This is a genomic window from Haloarcula sp. JP-L23 (assembly GCF_011602445.1).
Taxonomy (GTDB): domain Archaea; phylum Halobacteriota; class Halobacteria; order Halobacteriales; family Haloarculaceae; genus Haloarcula; species Haloarcula pellucida.
In genome coordinates this window covers 2,331,093-2,349,152 of the sequence record NZ_CP050014.1, presented here as the reverse complement: position 1 = coordinate 2,349,152, position 18,060 = coordinate 2,331,093, and the positions used below count along the sequence as shown (strand labels likewise).

The 18,060-nt window shown below is 64.9% G+C and carries 23 protein-coding genes and 2 pseudogenes; 12 read left to right on the top strand and 13 right to left on the bottom strand.

All coding sequences use genetic code 11. From position 1 onward, the window contains the following. The first annotated feature begins 39 nt into the window (after positions 1-39). Together G9465_RS12045 and G9465_RS12040 are read left to right on the top strand one after the other, a co-directional pair. Complete coding sequence (locus tag G9465_RS12045; RefSeq protein WP_166970278.1) at positions 40-978, top strand: DMT family transporter; 939 nt, start codon at positions 40-42, stop codon at positions 976-978. Between the two features lie 53 nt (positions 979-1,031). Continuing rightward, on the top strand, positions 1,032-1,217 hold the full coding sequence (locus G9465_RS12040) for a hypothetical protein (protein WP_166970276.1): 186 nt from the start codon (positions 1,032-1,034) through the stop codon (positions 1,215-1,217). Here the strand turns inward: G9465_RS12040 and G9465_RS12035 are convergent, their stop codons facing one another. Continuing rightward, positions 1,218-2,072 carry a hypothetical protein gene (locus tag G9465_RS12035; RefSeq protein ID WP_166970274.1) on the bottom strand — a complete coding sequence of 285 codons (855 nt, stop codon included), beginning with the start codon at positions 2,070-2,072 and terminating at the stop codon, positions 1,218-1,220. It abuts the gene before it with no gap. Between the two features lie 131 nt (positions 2,073-2,203). Here G9465_RS12035 and G9465_RS12030 point away from each other — a divergent pair, with 131 nt between their 5' ends. The 3 genes from G9465_RS12030 (at position 2,204) to G9465_RS12020 (ending at position 4,081) form a co-directional block, all read left to right on the top strand. After that, the gene (locus G9465_RS12030; protein WP_166970272.1) at positions 2,204-2,884 is read left to right on the top strand and encodes a carbonic anhydrase; all 681 of its coding nucleotides are present in this window, start codon (positions 2,204-2,206) and stop codon (positions 2,882-2,884) included. Between the two features lie 169 nt (positions 2,885-3,053). Continuing rightward, a complete protein-coding gene (locus tag G9465_RS12025; RefSeq protein WP_166970270.1) occupies positions 3,054-3,686 on the top strand; it encodes a hypothetical protein in 633 nt (210 codons plus the stop codon). Continuing rightward, on the top strand, positions 3,683-4,081 hold the full coding sequence (locus G9465_RS12020; protein ID WP_166970268.1) for a hypothetical protein: 399 nt from the start codon (positions 3,683-3,685) through the stop codon (positions 4,079-4,081). Before G9465_RS12025 ends, G9465_RS12020 begins: the two co-directional genes overlap by 4 nt. A gap of 327 nt (positions 4,082-4,408) precedes the next feature. Here the strand turns inward: G9465_RS12020 and G9465_RS12015 are convergent, their stop codons facing one another. Next, on the bottom strand, positions 4,409-4,777 hold the full coding sequence (locus tag G9465_RS12015; protein ID WP_166970266.1) for a helix-turn-helix domain-containing protein: 369 nt from the start codon (positions 4,775-4,777) through the stop codon (positions 4,409-4,411). Between the two features lie 153 nt (positions 4,778-4,930). On the opposite strand from G9465_RS12015, the gene G9465_RS12010 reads away from it, so the two are divergent. From G9465_RS12010 to G9465_RS26275, 4 genes and pseudogenes are all read left to right on the top strand, one after another. Next, on the top strand, positions 4,931-5,338 hold the full coding sequence (locus G9465_RS12010) for a DoxX family protein (RefSeq protein WP_166970264.1): 408 nt from the start codon (positions 4,931-4,933) through the stop codon (positions 5,336-5,338). A gap of 84 nt (positions 5,339-5,422) precedes the next feature. Beyond that, the gene (locus G9465_RS12005; protein WP_227015543.1) at positions 5,423-5,890 is read left to right on the top strand and encodes a DUF6789 family protein; all 468 of its coding nucleotides are present in this window, start codon (positions 5,423-5,425) and stop codon (positions 5,888-5,890) included. An 81-nt stretch (positions 5,891-5,971) separates the two neighbouring features. Further along, on the top strand, positions 5,972-6,220 hold the full coding sequence (locus G9465_RS12000) for a SelT/SelW/SelH family protein (RefSeq protein ID WP_166970262.1): 249 nt from the start codon (positions 5,972-5,974) through the stop codon (positions 6,218-6,220). Positions 6,221-6,241: 21 nt separating this feature from the next. After that, positions 6,242-6,334: pseudogene (locus G9465_RS26275) on the top strand (glutaredoxin domain-containing protein); the annotation flags it as partial. A gap of 274 nt (positions 6,335-6,608) precedes the next feature. Here G9465_RS26275 and G9465_RS11990 read toward each other — a convergent pair. Both G9465_RS11990 and G9465_RS11985 read right to left on the bottom strand, forming a co-directional pair. Next, the gene (locus G9465_RS11990; protein ID WP_166970260.1) at positions 6,609-6,908 is read right to left on the bottom strand and encodes a chorismate mutase; all 300 of its coding nucleotides are present in this window, start codon (positions 6,906-6,908) and stop codon (positions 6,609-6,611) included. Further along, a complete protein-coding gene (locus G9465_RS11985; RefSeq protein WP_166970258.1) occupies positions 6,905-7,777 on the bottom strand; it encodes a shikimate kinase in 873 nt (290 codons plus the stop codon). Before G9465_RS11985 ends, G9465_RS11990 begins: the two co-directional genes overlap by 4 nt. Positions 7,778-7,867: 90 nt before the next feature. On the opposite strand from G9465_RS11985, the gene G9465_RS11980 reads away from it, so the two are divergent. Further along, positions 7,868-8,299: a DUF5796 family protein gene (locus G9465_RS11980; protein ID WP_166970256.1), complete on the top strand. Its 432-nt coding sequence runs from the start codon at positions 7,868-7,870 to the stop codon at positions 8,297-8,299. 86 nt (positions 8,300-8,385) lie between these two features. Here the strand turns inward: G9465_RS11980 and G9465_RS26090 are convergent, their stop codons facing one another. Then, positions 8,386-8,520, bottom strand: a complete 135-nt coding sequence (locus G9465_RS26090) for a hypothetical protein (protein ID WP_255491942.1) — start codon at positions 8,518-8,520, stop codon at positions 8,386-8,388. An 85-nt stretch (positions 8,521-8,605) separates the two neighbouring features. Between G9465_RS26090 and G9465_RS11975 the strand changes: the two genes are divergently transcribed. Further along, positions 8,606-10,780, top strand: coding sequence for a CDC48 family AAA ATPase (locus tag G9465_RS11975; protein WP_166970254.1), 2,175 nt, complete (start codon positions 8,606-8,608; stop codon positions 10,778-10,780). Positions 10,781-11,020: 240 nt separating this feature from the next. Here G9465_RS11975 and G9465_RS11970 read toward each other — a convergent pair whose 3' ends face one another. From G9465_RS11970 to G9465_RS11950, 5 genes are all read right to left on the bottom strand, one after another. Further along, positions 11,021-12,043, bottom strand: coding sequence for a DUF4349 domain-containing protein (locus G9465_RS11970; protein ID WP_166970251.1), 1,023 nt, complete (start codon positions 12,041-12,043; stop codon positions 11,021-11,023). Between the two features lie 79 nt (positions 12,044-12,122). Beyond that, a complete protein-coding gene (locus G9465_RS11965) occupies positions 12,123-12,941 on the bottom strand; it encodes a nitrilase-related carbon-nitrogen hydrolase (protein WP_166970249.1) in 819 nt (272 codons plus the stop codon). Then, positions 12,938-13,369, bottom strand: coding sequence for an SRPBCC family protein (locus G9465_RS11960; RefSeq protein WP_166970247.1), 432 nt, complete (start codon positions 13,367-13,369; stop codon positions 12,938-12,940). The genes G9465_RS11965 and G9465_RS11960 overlap by 4 nt, the downstream gene beginning before the upstream one ends. Before the next feature lie 38 nt (positions 13,370-13,407). After that, positions 13,408-13,632, bottom strand: a complete 225-nt coding sequence (locus tag G9465_RS11955) for a hypothetical protein (RefSeq protein ID WP_166970245.1) — start codon at positions 13,630-13,632, stop codon at positions 13,408-13,410. Positions 13,633-13,689: 57 nt separating this feature from the next. Further along, positions 13,690-13,917 (bottom strand): hypothetical protein, encoded by a 228-nt coding sequence (locus G9465_RS11950; protein ID WP_227015542.1) that lies wholly within the window; start codon positions 13,915-13,917, stop codon positions 13,690-13,692. Positions 13,918-14,006: 89 nt separating this feature from the next. On the opposite strand from G9465_RS11950, the gene G9465_RS11945 reads away from it, so the two are divergent. Continuing rightward, entirely contained in the window at positions 14,007-15,242 is a 1,236-nt protein-coding gene (locus G9465_RS11945; RefSeq protein WP_166970243.1) for an LEA type 2 family protein, read from the top strand. 14 nt (positions 15,243-15,256) lie between these two features. Here G9465_RS11945 and G9465_RS11940 read toward each other — a convergent pair. The 3 genes and pseudogenes from G9465_RS11940 to G9465_RS11930 all read right to left on the bottom strand — a co-directional run. Beyond that, a pseudogene (locus tag G9465_RS11940) lies at positions 15,257-15,646 on the bottom strand (aldehyde dehydrogenase family protein); the annotation flags it as partial. Between the two features lie 63 nt (positions 15,647-15,709). Next, entirely contained in the window at positions 15,710-16,744 is a 1,035-nt protein-coding gene (locus tag G9465_RS11935; RefSeq protein WP_166970241.1) for a phosphate uptake regulator PhoU, read from the bottom strand. 104 nt (positions 16,745-16,848) lie between these two features. Then, positions 16,849-17,922, bottom strand: a complete 1,074-nt coding sequence (locus tag G9465_RS11930; protein WP_166970239.1) for an ATP-NAD kinase family protein — start codon at positions 17,920-17,922, stop codon at positions 16,849-16,851. Between the last annotated feature and the right edge of the window lie 138 nt (positions 17,923-18,060).

Genomic DNA, 18,060 nt, shown 5'->3' with positions numbered 1-18,060 from the left:
GATGACCAGCGTTATACCCTCGCCGTCGTACACCTCGATATGAGCGAGCGACGGTCGGCACTCCTGTTTCTCTTGCTTGCCGCGGTGTGGGGCACGTCGTTCATGGCTATCAAGGCCGGACTGGAAGCGTTCCCGCCAGTGCTGTTTGCCGCCCTTCGATACGATCTCGCCGCCGTACTGATGCTCGGGTACGCCGCGGTCACCTGCGACTACTGGCTTCCGCGGACGCGCTCGGACTGGCTGACGCTGGTGGTCGAGGGGGTCCTCATCATCGCGCTGTACAACGCCTTCCTCTTCGTCGGCGAGACGGGCGTCACCAGCGGCGTCGCGGCCATCCTCGTCGGGATGAGCCCCATCCTCTCGACGGTGTTCTCCCGGCTGTTCCTCCCGGACCAGCGACTGACCGCCGTCGGCACTATCGGCCTGTTACTCGGGTTCGTCGGCGTCGCGATGGTCGCCCGTCCGAAGTCGTCGAACCTGCTGGGAAGCGAGGCGATCTGGCCGGGGCTGGTACTGCTCGCGGCGGCTTCGGTCGCCCTCGGGAGCGTCCTCGTCCAGCGCCTCGACGGCGACATCTCCCCCGAGGGGATGGTGGCGTGGTCGAATGTTCTCGGGGCCGCCCTGCTCCACGCCATCAGCCTCGGCCTGCCGTCCGAGTCGTTCGCGGACGCGCAGTTCTCCGTCGACGGCGTCGCCGCCCTCGTCTATCTGGCGGTGTTCGCGAGCGCCATCGGCTACGTCGTCTACTTCGACCTGCTGGCTCGCCTCGGCGCTATCGAGATAAACCTCGTCTCCTACGCCGCACCGATATTCGCGGCCGTCTCGGGGTGGCTGGTGCTGGACGAGACGCTCGAATTACTGGACGTGGCCGGTTTCGTGGTCATCTTCACCGGGTTCGTCCTGCTGAAGCGGCAGGCCCTCGCGACGGAGTTGTCGCCGGTCCTCGATCGGGTCGAGGGACTGCTCCCCGGCCGTTGAGTCGATCCCGCTTCCCGGCAAGCTATTTGTCCGCGTCCAGTGAACGAATAGCCGTGAACGCCGACATCCTCCGCGTCGTCCGACTCACCGTCCTGTTTCTCGTCGCCGGGACGCTGCTGGGGGCCGGCATCTGGACCTACTGGCGGCTGGGGCTGGTCGTCGGATTGGCCGGCATCCTCGCGAGCGTCTTTCTCGTCTCCTACGCCGGCTATGACACCTACCGGTTCGCGACGACGTAGTCAGAACAGCCCTGTCACGAACCCGAGTCCCATGGCACAGAGGACGACGGCCGAGAACACCGGGAGGTACCCCGTGTACTGCTCGACCGTCTCCTCGAAGTGCTGATAGCCGGCGAGCAAGAGCACGGTCAGGCCGACGATGCCGACGACGACGGTCACCGCGTACGCCGTCATCAGTTCGAGACAGTGTGCCGACCCGTAGCAGAGTGCGATTATCTCGAACTCCTCCTCGTGGGCGAACCCCAGTAGGAAGGCGAACCACGCGATACCGAGTAGGCCGCGGTCGGTCGCGTCCTCGAAGTCGTCGCGGTCGTGGCTGTGACCGCCGCGGAACGGGAGTCTGGCGGTCACCCTCCCGAGCAGACCACCGCCGCCGTGGGCGTGCCCGCCTGCGTGACTGTGGTCCTCGTCGACGTGCGCGTGCCCGTCGTCGAATTTCGAGAGGGCACCGTCACGGTCGTGCGTGTGACCCTCGTGGTCGTGGCCGTCCCCTCCGTGGCCGCGTGAGCGGCCGTGTCGGTACTCACGGACCCCCATGAGTAACAGGAGGACGCCGGCGACGATGCTCACCGGGCCGCCTATCTCGACGCCCGGTGCCACCACCACGGGTTCGTTGACCTGCGTCAGTCGGAAGTACGACTTCGCGTAGAAGAACACGGCCACCATCGCGATACTGCTGACGAGGTGGCCGACGCCGATGAGGACGCTCGCCGCGAGGCCGTAGAGCCACTTGTTCGACTGGTCGAGGGCGTAGGAGGCGGCGACTGGCCACCCGTGCCCCGGTTCGATACCGTGGACGGCACCGAGTGCGACCGCACCGAGGAACAACCCGAGGGCATCGCCGTGTAACGGCATCGTCTGGGGTTCGACGATGTGGCGCTTAGTGGTTGTTAATACTCGACCGGGTGCTCGCTCATACTGTCACCACCGGACAGACGGTTGCACGAGAGGGAACTACTATACAGACGGGCGTTGCGATGTTTTGTATGAACGACACGCTTCTCGACTTGCTCGAGGGGAACGCGGACCACGCCGCGAGGTTCGACGACCGCTTCGACGACGTACAGGACGCACAGCACCCCGAGGCAGTCACGGTCTGCTGTTCTGACTCCCGGGTGCTGCAGGACGCCATGTTCGGCAACGAGGATCCGGGCCACCTCTTTACGTGTGGTAACATCGGCAACCGCGTCGTCCAACGGACCGACGCGGGCGAAGTCGTCTCGGGCGACGTCCTCTATCCGCTCGCACACACCGGCACCGAGACGGCCGTCGTCGTCGGCCACACCGGGTGTGGCGCCGTCACGGCGACGTACGACGACCTGACCGACGGCATCTCGGAACCACCGGGCATCGAACACTGCATCGGTCTCCTGAAGCCACACCTCGAAGGCGGCGTCGAGTCGCTGCCGGACGACGTGGACAGGGCGGGGGCTATCAACCGCCTCGTCGAGTACAACGTCGACCGGCAGGTGGAGTTCCTCGTCGAGAGCGACGACGTGGGCGAGGACGTCGATGTGGTCGGCGCGGTCTACGACTTTCAGGACGTCTACGGCGGCAGCCGTGGGGAGCTCCACGTGGTCAACGTCGACGGCGAGACGAGCGTCGAGACCCTGCGGGCGGAGTACCCCGACGTCGCGGACCGAGTGCATCGCCTCTGGGAGTACTGAACGCGGTCCGAATCCCCCTTCAGAATCGCTGGACGCGTGTCTTCGAGAAGGATAGAGACCGAATACCCGGATAAGCGGGACGTACTGGTCCGCTGAATCGGTCGCTGCCGGACTACACCCCGATGCGTGTGCCCCTCGATTTTATACAGCTTCGCTGTCACGACGAGATGTGTTACGACGTGACTTCCTCCGAGCGGGCGCGACTGCCGGCGTGGTCGCCGGTGCTGGCTGTCTCGGCGGCGATAACGGTCCGGCATTCAGGGAGGGCTTCGAGGACGGCCTCGGTGACTGGGAGGCCGGGGCCGCCATCGGGCCGGAGGTGGACCTCGCGGCGTTCGAGTGGGAGGTCGACACCGGCAGCGACGAGGCGGTCGCCGGCGAGCGGTCCCTGCGTATCTGGAACGAGGGCGACTACGACGACGGCGTGACGTGGGTCGTCCATCCGGTTCCAGCGACCGCCGGGCAGGCCTACACCGCCACGGTGACGGCACAAATCTGGAGCGAGTCGGAGTCGTTCAACACGCTCCGAGACGCCGTGATGCGACTCGGCCCCGAGCCACCCGAGGTCGAGGCGGACTTCCCACATCCGGGCGTCAACACCAGCGCACTCGGTCAGACGCCCTACGGCGGCCTGCGAGAACCCCTCTGGCTCGCCGACGGCTGGCGCGAGTACACCTTCGAGTGGACGACGCCAGAACTGTCGTCGGAGACGCTGTATCTGGCCGTCGGGACAGCCGTCATCTGGGAGGGCGACGCGACGCACTACGTCGACGAACTGACGGTCACCCTCGAACCGCGATGACGACAGTTCTCAACGGGCTGCTCGGCGGTCTGGTCGTGGGGCTGGTCGCCACGACGGCCACGGCGGCAGCGTCAAATCAGGGGCTGGCAGACGCGATTGGGGTCCCACGGTGGGTCGTGCTCTCGGCCGAGGTGGTCTACGGGGCCGTCGCGGGTGGGGCGCTCGTCGCACTGGAGTTGTACGTCTTCGGGGTCCTCGGTGTCCCGCCGAGCGCCGTCGACGTGCTGGGCCTCACGCTCGGGTGGAGCGTGACCCTACTGCTCGCCACACTCGCGGGTGTCACTGTCCTCGCCGGGCGAGGGGTCGGCCGGTCGGCGGCCGTGCCACTGGCCGTGTACCATCTCGTCTACGCGCTCGGACTGTGGGTCTGGGTCCGGGCTACGTGGATAACCTGAGTCCCGGCCAGCGCTGGACCGTCAGCGTCGTCGGCTACCGGTTCTCGCGCTGTTCGACCTCGTTCAGGTAGCTGCAATCCAGCACGGATTGGTGTGAAACGGACTCGCTTTCGAGAACTCAAACCCCCGTAACCTCGCTATACAGGCCCACAGTCGAGGTCGGATATAAATTGACGAACGAGATCGAGGTCACGGCGGAAGAGTCATCCCTGTCATCTGCACCCGAGCGACGACAGCGATGAAACGAGGTGCATCCGTAACGAAGTGCTCACGACGAAACTGGCCGACTCAACCGGCTCGTATTTGCTTCTGTCACGGAGTGTCGGGTCAGTCACAGGACGACCTCCCTCGAAGATATTCGCCTCCCCATTCGTCCATCGCCTCGATTACGGGCTCTAGTGACGTCCCTTGCTCGGTCAAGGAGTACTCGACGCGAAACGGCTTCTCGCTCACGATTGCGCGATTCACAAGCCCGTTCTCTTCTAAATCTTCCAGACTATTCGAGAGGACGGTACTGGAGACGGCGTCGATCTCGGCTTTGAGTGCGTTGAACCCGAGCGGGCCGTGCTCGAGCAATCGGTGCACGATGACCGGATGCCATTTCTTCCCGATGATGTGGGCTGCACACGTTACTGAACACCAGTCATCGTCAGCACACCATGACGCGACGCATTCTTCCTCGGTTGCGTTGCTCATTTGTGTCTGCCAGTATTGGGTGCGGAGATGTTATTATCGGGCTGCTAAGTTGCCTATCCACAGTTGATGCTATACACTGAGTTGGTTAGTGAACAGTACTACCTCAGCACAGCCTTCGCTTACGCTTATTCGATTCCTCGGCCACCGATTACTATGGAAAACGCATCTGCGGATCGTGTTCGGTCGATTCGTCAGTCGATTCCGGATTGGGTCATGGTAGGTCTTCGTCTCGTAATCGCCGCCCTCGTCGCGAAGCCAGCGCTGAGCAAATTCCTCACCTACGGGGATTCCGTTGCCTTCTTCGACGCAATCGGGATGCCGGCTCCGACTTTCATGGTCGTCGTTGCTGGAGTCATCGAAGTGGGGGCGGTCGTGCTGCTACTCGTCGGGGTCGGCGAGCGACTCGCAGCACTTTCGCTCATCTCTGTGATGCTCGTTGCAATGCTGTACGTTGGACCGGACTGGAAGAATTTGACCGTTCTAGTCGGCGCTCTCGCGATAACGGTGTTAGGGACCGATTCGGATTCGTTCACGTGGTCGCCCAGGAAGTACCTGGGTTAGGTCGCCCTCACCCGGTCTGGTTCGCTGAGTCCGTCAGTCCCGCCTTGTCGTAGCCTTATTGGGTCGCTCGTGGTCGCTTCGGATGTGACACAACACAGACTGAGAAAGGGATTCGTCTACGGTGTCGCCGCAACGATCGCGATGTCCATCCTCATGCTGCTGGCACTGGTATCGGAGGTGTCGCCGGTGCCCCAACCGATTCCGAAAGCGGTCGTTACGCAGTTCTTCGGAAGTGGCATCCCGAAACCGCTGCTGATGGCGCTCGCGGTGGGCCTGCACCTCGGCTACGGTGGGCTGTTTGGCGCTGTCCTCGCACGAGTCGCTCGCCCCGTGACGATTCAGCAGGGCCTCGCTCTCAGCATCGGCCTCTGGGCAGTAATGCAAGTCACGTTCCTCCCGTTTCTCGGGTGGGGGGTGTTCGGGACGGCAATCACACCGAAGATTGCGGGTGCCACGCTCGTTCTGCACCTCGTCTACGGTGGTGTACTCGGGTGTGCGATGGACCGCGACACATCCTCCGCGGCTGGTGCGTCACCGACGACCACGGATTGATAGAGAGAGGATTAGGGCAGGCTAACCTGGTCAGGAATCTCTTGTCTTAGCTTTACACCGATATCACCCCAAGAGTGTGGTATGACGTCAGTCGAAATCGAATACTGTGTGCCGTGTGGTCTACTCGAACCAGCAGTCGAAGCCCAGACCCGCCTCCTCAACGAATTCGGCCAGGAGTTGGATGGTGTGACGCTTACTCCGGGCCACGGCGGGGTGTTCATCGTACGAGCCGATGGCGAGACGGTCTGGGACAAGGGCGTCCACGGTGCCGATCTCGACCTGGAACTACTCGTTGAGGCCGTTGGTGACCGTCTCCCCGCGGAAGTATAACCCCTCCTCACACTCGTACCCGAACTCTACCAGGCAGAGGGCTGTGGATACTCGCAGACGGTACGCGAAACGTTGACCGAACTGGGTGTGTCGTACGTCCTTCACAACCCACGTCCAGCAGAGGTGCTCTGGACGCTGGTCAGGGGGTCGATGGTACGGCGTACAACGGTGCAGGAACTCGATACGGACCTGTTCCGAGCCGAAGTCGACCGCGTCCTCCGTGCGCACCTCTTCACAGACGACTCGAAAGTCGAATCACCCGACGCGTTCTCAGGATCGGCAAGGCTCGATGTGCTGACTCTGCCCTACTGCCAGCAGGACGAACAACTACCGGAAGCGGATTCGACCGTCAGGACGGAGACAGAAGCCTTGAAACACCAGAATTCGGCTACCGACTCTCTCGCTGCTCGACCTTGTTCAACTCGATGAGGAGCCGGAACATCGCCTTCACGAGGTTGGCGTCGACGTCGAACTGCTCGGCGTTCTGGCCGGCGCGGTCCATCACGGCCTGTTCTTGCTCCTCGTCGGTGGTCGGCAGGCCCTTCTCGGCTTTGACCTCCGCGATGGTGTCGGCCACGTAGGTCCGCTGGGCTATCTTCTCGACTATCTCGCGGTCGATAGTGCGAATCTCGTCGCGCAGTTCATCTAGCGACATATCCTCCGGGCTCGTATTCGAGTTCGAACTCATACTGTGTGGGTTCCCTCCGTCTGTGTGGTGGTCAACAGCGTCGTGCCGGGTCGTTCCGCCCAGTACTCGCGTACCTGTTCGAGCGCGTCGCGGTCGCCGACGGCGGTGAACGAGGGGGCAGTCCCAGACAGCGAGACGCCCTCGACGTGTCGCAGCCCCTCGACGAGCGGTTCGGTGTCGAACTGCAGAGCCGCACAGAACGCGAGGCCGTTGACCGTCATCGCTCGCTCGTATGCCCCGTCCAGCGCGAGGTCCTCGACGAGGCGGGCCATGGGCGCTATCTGGCGACAGCGCTCCACGTCGGCGTCCGCCGAGAACGACTGTTCCGGCGGCGTCCAGACCAGCACGTCCCAGTCCACCTCGTCGCGGGCCAACAGGTCGTCGGCGTCGTTGTCGGTGACGGTGACGCCGCCGAGCATCGACGCCGAGGCGTCGTCGAACGCGCCGGTGATAGTCACGCCCGCGTCCCGGGCGGCCATCACGCCGAGTCGCGCCATGTCTTCCCGTGTCATCCGCTCGGTGGCGCCGAGGGCGTCGAGCGTCGCCATCACGGTGGCGTTGGCCGCCGCGCTCGAACTCTTGAGCCCGGAGGCCATCGGCACCTCGCTCTCCGTGCGGACGTGGCCGCCGACGGCCGGCGGGGTCCCGACTGCGCCGCCGTGGGCGTCGAGGACGTACTCGACGCAGCGCTCCACGAGGCGCGTATCGGCGTCCGGGGCACCGGCTACCTCGCCGGTCACGCTCTCGTCGTCCGTCGACACTTCGACGGTCGCCGTCGTGTACTCGTCGATGGCGAACGCCGACCCGCGGCCGGTCGCCAGCGCGTTGAGCACCGTCCCAGCGGCCGGTGCTGCTGCCGTGCCTTCCATCGCTCAGTTCTCCTGTCCGGGGCTATTTACCATCTGCGGAACCGGCCACGACAACGAGCCGTTTTTCCACCGGCGAGGGCAAGGGAGCGTATGAGCAACCGTTCCGACGTGCCGCCGGACACCCTCTCTGTCGAACTGAGCGAAGACGGCATCGCTGTCGAGTACCTCGACGGACGGACCGCCTTCTACCACGGCGTTCCCGCGAAAGCCGAGGAGCGCGTCCGGACGGCCCCGGGCAAAGACACGCACGTCCTCATCACCGACTCGACGGAGACGTCGGGCATCCTCGTCTACGTCAACGACCTGCGGACCCACGACGACATCATTGAGGAGAGCGGCGTCGGTCGAGTCATCTTGACGGACGGCGAAGAAGACGAACTGTTCCCCGGCGTGACGGTGCGAGACCACCAGATGCGCGTCGAGGTCGACGTCGACTTCTCGGTGGCCGACGGCCGCGTGTTCGTCTTCGAAGAGGACGAGATGGGCGAGCGGAGTTACGAAATCGTTCCGGAGGGTGCGTAACGCGAACGAACGCAACGTCTCCGGACACCGCTACTCGAACCGAAACAGCCCGTCAGGGCCTGCCCGCTGCAAAACCGACTCGGTCGCTATTGGATGTACGACGGGTCCTCGTCGTCGCAGTTGGCTTCGTGTTGTCGCGCGTCGTCTTGGTCGTCGAACATTAGCCCGCACGTCTCGCATTTGTACCATGTCATCTCGTCGCGCTCGGTAGTGACAACCATGTGAGTCTGTCCGACGGCCGAGCGTAAATTGTTTTCCCGCGACACAACGGGAACCCTCAAGAGGACCGGACGGCTAGCCGACGGCATGAGCGGGTCCAGCGACGGCGGTATCGAACTCACTGTCGAGGGAGCGCACAAACGCGACGCCGGCCGCGGCATCGCGCGCCTCCCCGAGTCCGTGCGGAGCGAACTCGGCGTGCTGAGCGGGTCGCCGGTCATCATCGAGGGCGAGCGGATGACCGTCGTCAAGGTGTGGCCCGGCGACGACGACGGATCGACGGTCCGCATCGACTCCGATACGCGGGCCAACGCCGGGGTCAACATCGGCGACACGGTGACAGTCCGCGTCGGATCCGTCACCGAAGCGAACACCATCAGCATCCAGCCCATGGAGCCGCTGCCGGGCACCGACGAGTACGAACACATGGTGCGGACGCGACTGGTCGACCAGATGGTGCAGGCCGACGAGCGGACCCACATCGACGGCCTCGGGACGTTCCGCGTCCTCTCGACCGACCCGGGCGGGCCGGTCCGCGTCACCGACCGGACCGACGTCTCTCTTCTCCCGCGCACCGAGGACTCCGGCGGTGACACGAGCGACCCCCAGACTGGCGCTACGGAGCCACAGAACGCCGGACCGGCGGCGACGGAGACCGGCGTGAGCTACGAGGACATCGGTGGCTTAGACGAGGAACTCGACCGCATCCGGGAGATGATAGAGATGCCCCTCTCGGAACCCGACGAGTTCCGACGGCTGGGTATCGACCCGCCCAGCGGCGTCCTCCTGCACGGCCCGCCGGGCACCGGGAAGACGCTCATCGCCCGCGCCGTCGCCAACGAGGTGGACGCGTACTTCGATACTATCTCCGGCCCGGAAATCGTCTCGAAGTACAAGGGCGAGAGCGAGGAGCGACTACGCGAGGCGTTCGACCGCGCCGAGGAGAACTCTCCCGCGATTCTGTTCGTCGACGAAATCGACTCCATCGCTGGCTCCCGGGACGACGACGCCGACATGGAGAACCGCGTCGTCGCCCAACTCCTGACGTTGATGGACGGCCTCGAAGACCGGGGCCGGGTAGTCGTCATCGGCGCGACCAACCGCGTCGACGCCGTCGACCCCGCCCTGCGCCGCGGCGGCCGCTTCGACCGCGAGATCGAAATCGGCGTCCCCGACGAGGGCGGCCGGCGGGAGATTCTCGACGTCCACACGCGGGATATGCCTATCGCCGACGGCGTTGATCTAGACCGCATCGCCGCCCAGACCCATGGCTTCGTCGGGGCCGACCTCGCGTCGTTGACGACGGAGGCCGCGATGTCGGCGCTGCGGGCCAAACGCGAGCGCGAACCGCGTGAGCGCTCGGACCGGGAGGGCGGTGACACCGAGCGCAGCGAGGACGCCAAGGTGACACAGAGCGACTTCGACGCGGCGTTGGCGACGGTCGAACCCAGCGCGATGCGGGAGTACGTCGCCGAGTCGCCGGCGGTGTCGTTCGACGACGTGGGCGGACTCGGCGAGGTCAAACAGACGCTCACCGAGGCCATCGAGTGGCCCCTCGAGTACGGCGACCTGTTCTCCGTGACGAAGACGGACCCGCCGAGCGGCATCCTGCTCTATGGCCCGCCGGGAACCGGGAAGACCCTGCTCGCGCGCGCCGTCGCGGGCGAAAGCGACGTGAACTTCATCCACGTCGCCGGGCCGGAGATAATGGACCGCTACGTCGGCGAGAGCGAGGAAGCGGTGCGAGAACTGTTCGAGCGCGCCCGTCAGACCGCACCGAGCATCATCTTCTTAGACGAAATCGACGCCATCGCCAGCCACCGCGGACAGGGCAACGAGGTGACCGAACGGGTCGTCTCCCAGTTGCTCGCAGAACTGGACGGCATCACCGAGAACCCGAACCTCGTCGTCCTCGCGGCGACGAACCGGCGGGACATGATAGACGACGCCCTCCTCCGGCCGGGCCGACTCGAACAGCACGTCGAAGTGCCGAATCCCGATCACGACGCCCGCGAGGCGATTCTCGCCGTGCACACGGACGGCAAACCGCTCGCCGACGGCATCTCCCTGTCTGCCCTCGCGGCCGAGACGGAGGGGTTCTCCGGGGCGGAACTGGAAGCGGTGGTCCGCGAAGCGTCGATGCTCGCCATCCGCGAGGCCGCCGAAGAGATGGGGCCAGCGGAAGCCAGCGAACGTGCCGACGACGTGACCATCACTGCCGAGCACTTCCAGCGAGCGCTAGCGCACAAAGCGGAGCGTTGAAAGACGGGACGTCTGTTGGACTCGTCGCTACTGTATCGAACACCCAGAGAGCGGAACGGTGGATTGGGCGCCGCCGGCGAGGAGTGACGTGAAAGGCTGTCCGGACAGCCTTTGGCGGACGAGCGACGCCATGTGGCCGAGCAGCGAGACGGACTGTTGTACCGGCATCGACGTGAAAAGCGCCTTGCCGGCGAACATACGTAGCGGAGCCACCGATAAAAAAGGCCCGGTGTCCGGCCCTTATCGCTCGTCGTCGGCCGCCGACTCCGTCTCGTCGTCCGACGCAGTGGCCGCTGTGCGTACGTCCTTCTCGTCACTCCCGCTATCGCCGTCGCCGCTGCTCTCGTGTTCGCTACTGTTCTCGCTCCCGCCGACGAACGGGAGTCGACGCCCACGGAGGACTCGACGCAGGCCGAACGCCGGAACGGCCAGCACGCCCAGCCACGGTGCCGCCGCGGCTAGCGTCACCAGGGTCGCCCGCCCGAAGACGTAGACGTCGTTCACTGACTGGAGGAAGACGGCCGCCAGCGACTGCTCGTGGTACTGGGTCCGAATCTGGCTGATGCCCGGTTCCGGTTCCTGCAGTTCCACCCGGATGGTGGAGTACGCCACGCGCTGTTCGAGCGAGCGCTGTTTGGCTTCGAGTTGTTCTATCTGGCCCTGCACCTCGGAGAGTTGTTCTTCGATGCGGAGCAGTTCCTCCGTGTCGTTGGCCTCGTCGTAGAACGTCCGGAGGCGGTCCCGGCGCTGTCGCAGGTTCTCCAGTCGCGCCTCCAAGTCGACCAACTGGTCGGTCACGTCGTCCGTCTGGGTCTCCTCGCTCAGGACCGTCCCTTCCGCGGCGATGTCGTCTTGCATCGCCCGATACTGCTCGTTGGGCACTCTGACGACGACGTAGCCGGAGATCCACGTCTCGTTGCCCGAGCGGTGAAGTCGCTGGTTCGACCCGCTCACGTACCCGCCGTACTGTCGGGCCTGTGACGCGATGGCTGTACGACTCTGCGAGAAGTTCTCCACCTCGACGACCATCCGGCCGGTCTTGATTATCGCCCGCTGCTGGACTGCCGCGTCGACCTGTGCGCTCCCCCCGCCGCTCGTATCGGCGCTCTGTTGGTTTGCACCCTCTGCGGCAGGCGCGGACCCGTCACCGCCGTCGGCAGACAGTTCGGCACCGTCGCCGCCGGCCGGGTTCCCGCCCATGCCCGCACACCCGGCGAGCAGGAGGGTCAGGGCCAGCGCGACGACGAGTGAGTTCCTCGACATGACGACTACGTATCGTCGTCGCCAGCGTATAGTGTCGCCGGACGCTCAAAGCGCGCTTTGTGTGAAAGAGCGACTGAACCTATCGGAACTCTGTCCGTCGGTCGTCGAGCGCCGGGAACTCCTCGCGGATGGCCGTGACTCGCTCCGGGTCGACGGTCGCACTCACGAGCGCCGGGTCGTCGGCGGAACTGGCCAGTGCCGTCCCCCACGGGTCGTACACCGTGGACCGGCCCAGCAGTTCCGCGTCCTCGAACGACCCGACGCCGTTGGCCGCCGCGACGTACAGCTGATTCTCGACGGCGCGGGCCTTCGGAAACAGCTTCCAGTGCTCGACGCGGGGGTAGGGCCACGCGCTCGGGACGAGCGTCAGCGTCACGCCGTCGTCGACGAGTCTACGGTACAGTTCCGGGAACCGGAGGTCGTAACACGTCGTCACGCCGACGGTGAACCCGGCGAAGTCGACGGTCGGGAGGTGTTGGCCCGGTTCGAGGAGGTCCGTCTCGGCGGACCCGTAGCCGAAGAGGTGGTGTTTCCGGTAGATGGCGCGACGCGTCCCGTCCCTGTCGAAGAACACCGCGGTGTTGGCGAGACCGTCCTCGACGGGCACGTCGATTCCGGCGGTGGCGCTCGCGGCGAGGTCCTCGACGACGCTCCCGGCGAGAACCGCCACGCCGTGTTCGGCGGCCGCCTCGCGCACGGCGGTCAGCGTCTCACCCTCGACCCCTTCCGCGTGCCGTGCGTAGCTATCGAACGCGAAGTACCCGACGTTGAACAACTCCGGCAGGACCACGAGGTCGGCTCCGTTCGCGGCCGCGCGGTCGATGGCGTCGATGGCCCGTCCGACGTTCGTGCTCACGGCCGCGGGTTCGACCGCAATCTGGGCGAGTGTGAGCCTCATGCTTCGACTTCGAGATAGTCACGCAGTGCCTGTTCGAGGTTCTCCATCTCACCGTCGAGATTCCGCTTGAAGAACCGTTCGACGCCGGGAAGTTTGCCGTCGACGACGAACCGGTTGGTCAGTTTCGTCCCGCCGCTCTCGGTCTGTTCGAGTTCGTGTTCGCCCTGTACCTGCATCACTTTCGACCGACCGACGAAACGGACGTACTCGGGCTCACGCCGCTCTACGTCCCGCGTCTCGATGCGGATCGTCCGATCGATGATCGGAATCGGCAACGAAATGTGCCATGTCGCTTCCTCGTCGTTCGTGACCTCCCAGTCCTTGACGACGCTAATCGGGCGTGCCCGCTGGTCCGGGTCGGCGATGAACGCCCAGACTCGCTCGGGAGGTGCCGACACAGTCATCGACCGCTCGACCCGGACAGTCATGCACGTAGCTCAGGTTTCCGCCGGAATGAATCCACCGACTAGCTCGTCGTCACGCGCCACGTCGTCGAGCGGGCGCGGCCCCATTTCTCGATGTCTACCTCGTCTGCCTCCTCTGCCAGACGGGGTAACCGAGCGCCGACCTGTTTCGAGGACAGGCCGAGCTGTGAGGCGATGTTCTTGGCGCGGAAGTAACTCTCACCCCGCGAGACGCTCTCCCGGAGGTACTCCAGAATGCGTCTGTCCTCCTCGCTGAAATCGACCATAGAAGAGGTACGTTCTGAACGGTTTTAATCGTTCCTTTCGGCACCCACCCGCGATCTTCAGGCGTCGTAGACGTGTATCGCTACGAGCGCCAGGCTCGCTGCGAGCATGGCCACGCCGAAGCCGACGCCGCTGTTCAACAACAGTCCGCTCGTATCGAGTTCCTGTGCGTGCCTGATGGCGTAGTTGTAGCTGTTGACGGCCGTCAACACTGCGGCGCCGACGGCGACCACCCCGAACAGGACGCCGAGCCCGATACCCATATCAGTCTGCGATTCCGTCGCCATGCGAGTGGGTTTCCGTGTTGCCCACTTAGTTCATTCGGGCCAGTCACCAGCCACAGGACATATAGCGACAGACGAGAGAGCGCCGTGTAATGTTTAGACTCGGACACCTGAAACTGCTCGTCGTCGTCGTGCTCGCCCTCGGCATCGCTGGCGGTGCCGCGTTCGCCCTCGGCGCCGTCGGCGCACCGACCGTCGAATCCGTAGACAACCACTTTGCGGGCGTCTCGAACGAGACGACGGCGGTCCACACGAACCTCACGGTGAACAACCCCAACCCCGTCGGGGTGCAACTCGGCGGGACGGCTGTCGACTACACTGTCGCGATGAACGGCGTCCCGATCGCCAGCGGTGACAAGAGCGGGCTGGCGCTGGCGAAGGGGAACTCGACGCTCGCGTTCGCCACCCAGATGCAGAACGGACAGATTCCGCCGTGGTGGCACACCCACATCGAGAACGGCGAGACCACCGAAGTGACCATCGACGCCGACGTCTCCTCGTCGATGCTCGGCGGTCGCTCTCTCTCGGTGACGCAGGACAAGACCATCGAGACGGACATCATCGGCCAGTTCAACTCCACCGAGACGCGGCCAGTGAACGCGAACCAGCCATTCGTTTCGGACCCGGTGCTGTACATCAACGAGACTCGCGGGTCGTGGGACCGGGCGAACCTCACGGAGTCCGAGACGCCGATGGACCTCGCCTTTACCGTCTACAATCCGAAACCCTACCCCTACACGGTCTCGAAAATCGGCTACGAGATATCGATGAACGACGTTACCGTCGGGGAGGGTGAGACAGAGCGCGGCTACACCATCGGGCCGGGCCAGACGGAGACTATCGAAGCGGACACTGCCATCCAGAACGGGAACCTCGACCGGTGGTGGGTCACCCACCTCGAACGCAATCAGGTGACGGACCTCTCCATCGACTTCTACGTCGTCCTCGAAGGGGGCGGCGAGCAGTTCCGCATCGACCTAGACGCCATCGACTACGAGACGACCATCGAGACGGACATCTTCGGCAACAAGGCACAGTACCCGACCGGCGAGAACGCGACGACGGCGTCCGACTCGGCGAACGAGTCCGAGTCTGCGACCGAGACGCCGACGCCTACCCCAACGGAAACTGACGACGGGATACTGGGCGGTGACGGCACCGAAACGACGACGGCTACCGAGACGGCGACGGACGACGGCGTCCTCGGTGGGAGCGACAGCACCGACACTGCGACGGCCACCGAGACGGAGACGACGACCGCCACTCCGACGGCGACCAGTACCGAGACGGCGACGGACGACGGCGGCATCCTCGCGCTCGGTCGCTGAGCGCCGCGGTCCCACTATTCGACCCAGACGGTCTTCCTGTCGACGAACTCCCGGATACCGGGACCCGAGAGTTCGCGGCCGTAGCCGGATTGTTTGATGCCGCCGAAGGGAGCCCGCGGGTCCGACTTGACGAGTTGGTTGACGTAGACACAGCCAGCGCCGACGCGGCGCGCCAGTCGCTCGCCACGTACTCTGTCCTCGGTCCAGATGCTGGCACCGAGGCCGAACGCCGTGTCGTTGGCTTTCCGAATCGCCGCGTCCTCGTCGTCGATTTCGTACACCGCGGCGACGGGGCCAAACACCTTCTCGGTGTCCACGGGACACCCCGCTGGAACGTCGGTCAAGACCGTCGGCGGGTAGAACGAGCCGTCGCCGTCCAGCGGTTCGCCGCCGGTCTGGACCGTTCGTTCTCCGGCGGCATAAGCGCCCGCGCCGTCGCGGCGAAAATCGGTCGATTCCGACGACCGTTACTGGATGGTCGTGTGTTCGGACTCCTCGTCCAGCGCGAGGTTGGTCGCTATCTCCGCGTTCCTGACGGCGTACTCGGCGGTCTGCTGGAGGCTGACGAGCACTTCGCGGACCTGCAGCAGTTTCTGGTTGTCCATCTCCGGCAGGTCGTTGAGGATATCGTGTTCCTTATCGCCGATATCGGAGTACGCCTCACTGACCTCGATGGCGGTGTCGTAGTTCCGGTTGACGGCGGCCTGTACGGCCATCGCGGTTATCTCGTTGACCTCGTCGGTGAAGTCACGGATGCGCCGCATCGTCGAACTGTCGACGTCGAGGGCGTGGTCGGGCGCTTCCAGCGCGATCTCCGCGATGTCCTCGGCGTTGTCGGCGGTCAGTTCGAGGTTCTTCGCGATAGAGCGGTACCCGATGAGCGGGAAGCCGTCTTCGAGCCCCACCGCCCGCGCGAGATTGGGGTTCTGATAGGAGGTGAAGATGAGGCGAAGCAACAGGACGAAAATCTTGTTGGCCTGCCGTTCCCGATTCAGCGCCCGCTGGGCGAGGTCGGGGTTGCCGTGGGCGAGCGCCTTGACCGCCTCGTTACGCATGGTCGACCCGGTCGACTCCAGTCGTTCCAGTAGGTTGTCGAGCGTGAAGTCCTCGGGGTCGACCGAACAGCGGATGGTGATGCGCTGGGGGGTCTCCTCGATGACACCCAGCCCCATCAACTGCGTCTCTGCGTTGTAGACGGCGTTGATGTGGGCCGAATCGAGCGTCTGCCCCTCGGGGGCTTCGACGTGGATGATGCGCCGACCGAGGACGTACTGGGCGACGATGGCCCGTTCGACGGCGTCGGCATCGAGGTTCTGGGCGTGGATTATCGCTTCTGACTCCTCGGTCTGGACGGACTCGGGCATCACAGTCAGCGTGCCTTTCCCGCCCATCCGGAGTGACACTTCGTCGCCTTTTTCGACGTCGTGTGCGCTCGCCCACTCCGCCGGTAACGTCATAGCGAGGGTGGAGGGGCCGAGGCGCTGGACTTTCCGCGTTTCCATATGACCTTTCTTATACGTCACCGACCTTAATCTTCACTATACACCAATTAATGCCGACAGTCGAATACAATCACTTGATGTGGCCGGCTGTCGATCCACGTCTGTCAGGCGACGACTTCGACGAGGCGCCGTTCGTACCGTCCGACGCGGACTTTGAGCCACCCCTCTAGTTCGGCGTCTAACGCCGAGTCGCCGGTGTCGACACGGAGCGTCCCGATGTCGTCGAGTTTTCGACGGGACGCGACGACTTCGACGTCGCATTGACGGATGACTGCCGGCGAGAGCTGCTGGTTGCCCCGTCCGAAGACGAACCCTTGCCCGCCGATGGGCGAGACGACGATGACGTTCTCCTCGCCGAGTGCGTCCAGAATGTCCGACTCGGCGGCGTCCGCGACGAGGAGGTCCCCGTCCCGCCAGACGTCGACGCCCAGCGTCGTTCCGTCGAACCCCAGTTTCTCTTTGATTGCCCCGACGGTACTCCCGGGCCCAAGCACGTACGTGACGCCCGGGCGAACGCCCTCGGCGACCCCCTCGGACAGCGTCTCGACGGTGCCGCCGCCCAACTGCTTGGCCGATTGGCGCTGGTCGGCGACCGGGACGGTGGCGACGGCCCGCAGTTCGGTCACCACCTCGCCCCCTCTGAACGCGTCCTCGTCGATGTCGTTGACCTCGGCGGGTTCCGTCTCTGAGAAGGAACCGAGGATGCGTCCGGCCGCGCGGGGCGAGACGCCGAACACCGACGAGTACACCTTGACGCCCGCCGGAACGCCGAGAATCGGCGTCTCGTCGTCCAGTTCGTCGAGCGTCTCTGCCACGTCGACGGCGGTGCCGTCCCCGCCCACGAACCCGATGACGTCGACGCCGTGGTCGACGAAGGCCCGGACCGCTGCTCTGGTGTCCGCACTCGAAGTCACGTCCGGGTTCTCGGGGTGGCCGACGACCACCGGGTCGAACCCCGCCTCGCGGGCGAGCGAGGCACCCATCGGGTCGCCGTAGGTGAGGAGTTCGACGTCCGCACCCGTGGCTGCAAGTGCTTCGAGCGCTTCGTGTGCCCGGTCCGGTGCGCGCTGCTCGGCCCCGCGCTCGCGTGCTTCGGCGACCTTGCCGTCGGTTCCCTTCAGTCCCACGCGGCCACCCATGCCGGCGATGGGGTTGACCACGACACCGATACGTCGCATAGCAGTCGGTTGGATACCCGGCGGCAAAAGGCACCCGGGAGCGTGTCTTTCAAGCCACCCGCCACTGAAGTGCCGGTATGCTCGAACTACTGCAGGCGAACGTCCAGACCGGCGTCATCAGTGCCGCCGGGGCGGTCA

Coding starts and splice junctions, on each gene's coding strand:
- G9465_RS26090 (WP_255491942.1), bottom strand. CDS start 8,520: ATGGTTGTCACTACCGAGCGCGACGAGATGACATGGTACAAATGCGAG.
- G9465_RS11970 (WP_166970251.1), bottom strand. CDS start 12,043: ATGTCGAGGAACTCACTCGTCGTCGCGCTGGCCCTGACCCTCCTGCTC.
- G9465_RS11945 (WP_166970243.1), top strand. CDS start 14,007: ATGTTTAGACTCGGACACCTGAAACTGCTCGTCGTCGTCGTGCTCGCC.
- G9465_RS11955 (WP_166970245.1), bottom strand. CDS start 13,632: ATGGTCGATTTCAGCGAGGAGGACAGACGCATTCTGGAGTACCTCCGG.
- G9465_RS11935 (WP_166970241.1), bottom strand. CDS start 16,744: ATGGAAACGCGGAAAGTCCAGCGCCTCGGCCCCTCCACCCTCGCTATG.
- G9465_RS11960 (WP_166970247.1), bottom strand. CDS start 13,369: ATGACTGTCCGGGTCGAGCGGTCGATGACTGTGTCGGCACCTCCCGAG.
- G9465_RS12000 (WP_166970262.1), top strand. CDS start 5,972: ATGACGTCAGTCGAAATCGAATACTGTGTGCCGTGTGGTCTACTCGAA.
- G9465_RS12035 (WP_166970274.1), bottom strand. CDS start 2,072: ATGCCGTTACACGGCGATGCCCTCGGGTTGTTCCTCGGTGCGGTCGCA.
- G9465_RS12020 (WP_166970268.1), top strand. CDS start 3,683: ATGACGACAGTTCTCAACGGGCTGCTCGGCGGTCTGGTCGTGGGGCTG.
- G9465_RS11950 (WP_227015542.1), bottom strand. CDS start 13,917: ATGGCGACGGAATCGCAGACTGATATGGGTATCGGGCTCGGCGTCCTG.
- G9465_RS11975 (WP_166970254.1), top strand. CDS start 8,606: ATGAGCGGGTCCAGCGACGGCGGTATCGAACTCACTGTCGAGGGAGCG.
- G9465_RS11965 (WP_166970249.1), bottom strand. CDS start 12,941: ATGAGGCTCACACTCGCCCAGATTGCGGTCGAACCCGCGGCCGTGAGC.
- G9465_RS11930 (WP_166970239.1), bottom strand. CDS start 17,922: ATGCGACGTATCGGTGTCGTGGTCAACCCCATCGCCGGCATGGGTGGC.
- G9465_RS12045 (WP_166970278.1), top strand. CDS start 40: ATGAGCGAGCGACGGTCGGCACTCCTGTTTCTCTTGCTTGCCGCGGTG.
- G9465_RS12030 (WP_166970272.1), top strand. CDS start 2,204: ATGAACGACACGCTTCTCGACTTGCTCGAGGGGAACGCGGACCACGCC.
- G9465_RS12010 (WP_166970264.1), top strand. CDS start 4,931: ATGGAAAACGCATCTGCGGATCGTGTTCGGTCGATTCGTCAGTCGATT.
- G9465_RS12015 (WP_166970266.1), bottom strand. CDS start 4,777: ATGAGCAACGCAACCGAGGAAGAATGCGTCGCGTCATGGTGTGCTGAC.
- G9465_RS11990 (WP_166970260.1), bottom strand. CDS start 6,908: ATGAGTTCGAACTCGAATACGAGCCCGGAGGATATGTCGCTAGATGAA.
- G9465_RS11985 (WP_166970258.1), bottom strand. CDS start 7,777: ATGGAAGGCACGGCAGCAGCACCGGCCGCTGGGACGGTGCTCAACGCG.
- G9465_RS11980 (WP_166970256.1), top strand. CDS start 7,868: ATGAGCAACCGTTCCGACGTGCCGCCGGACACCCTCTCTGTCGAACTG.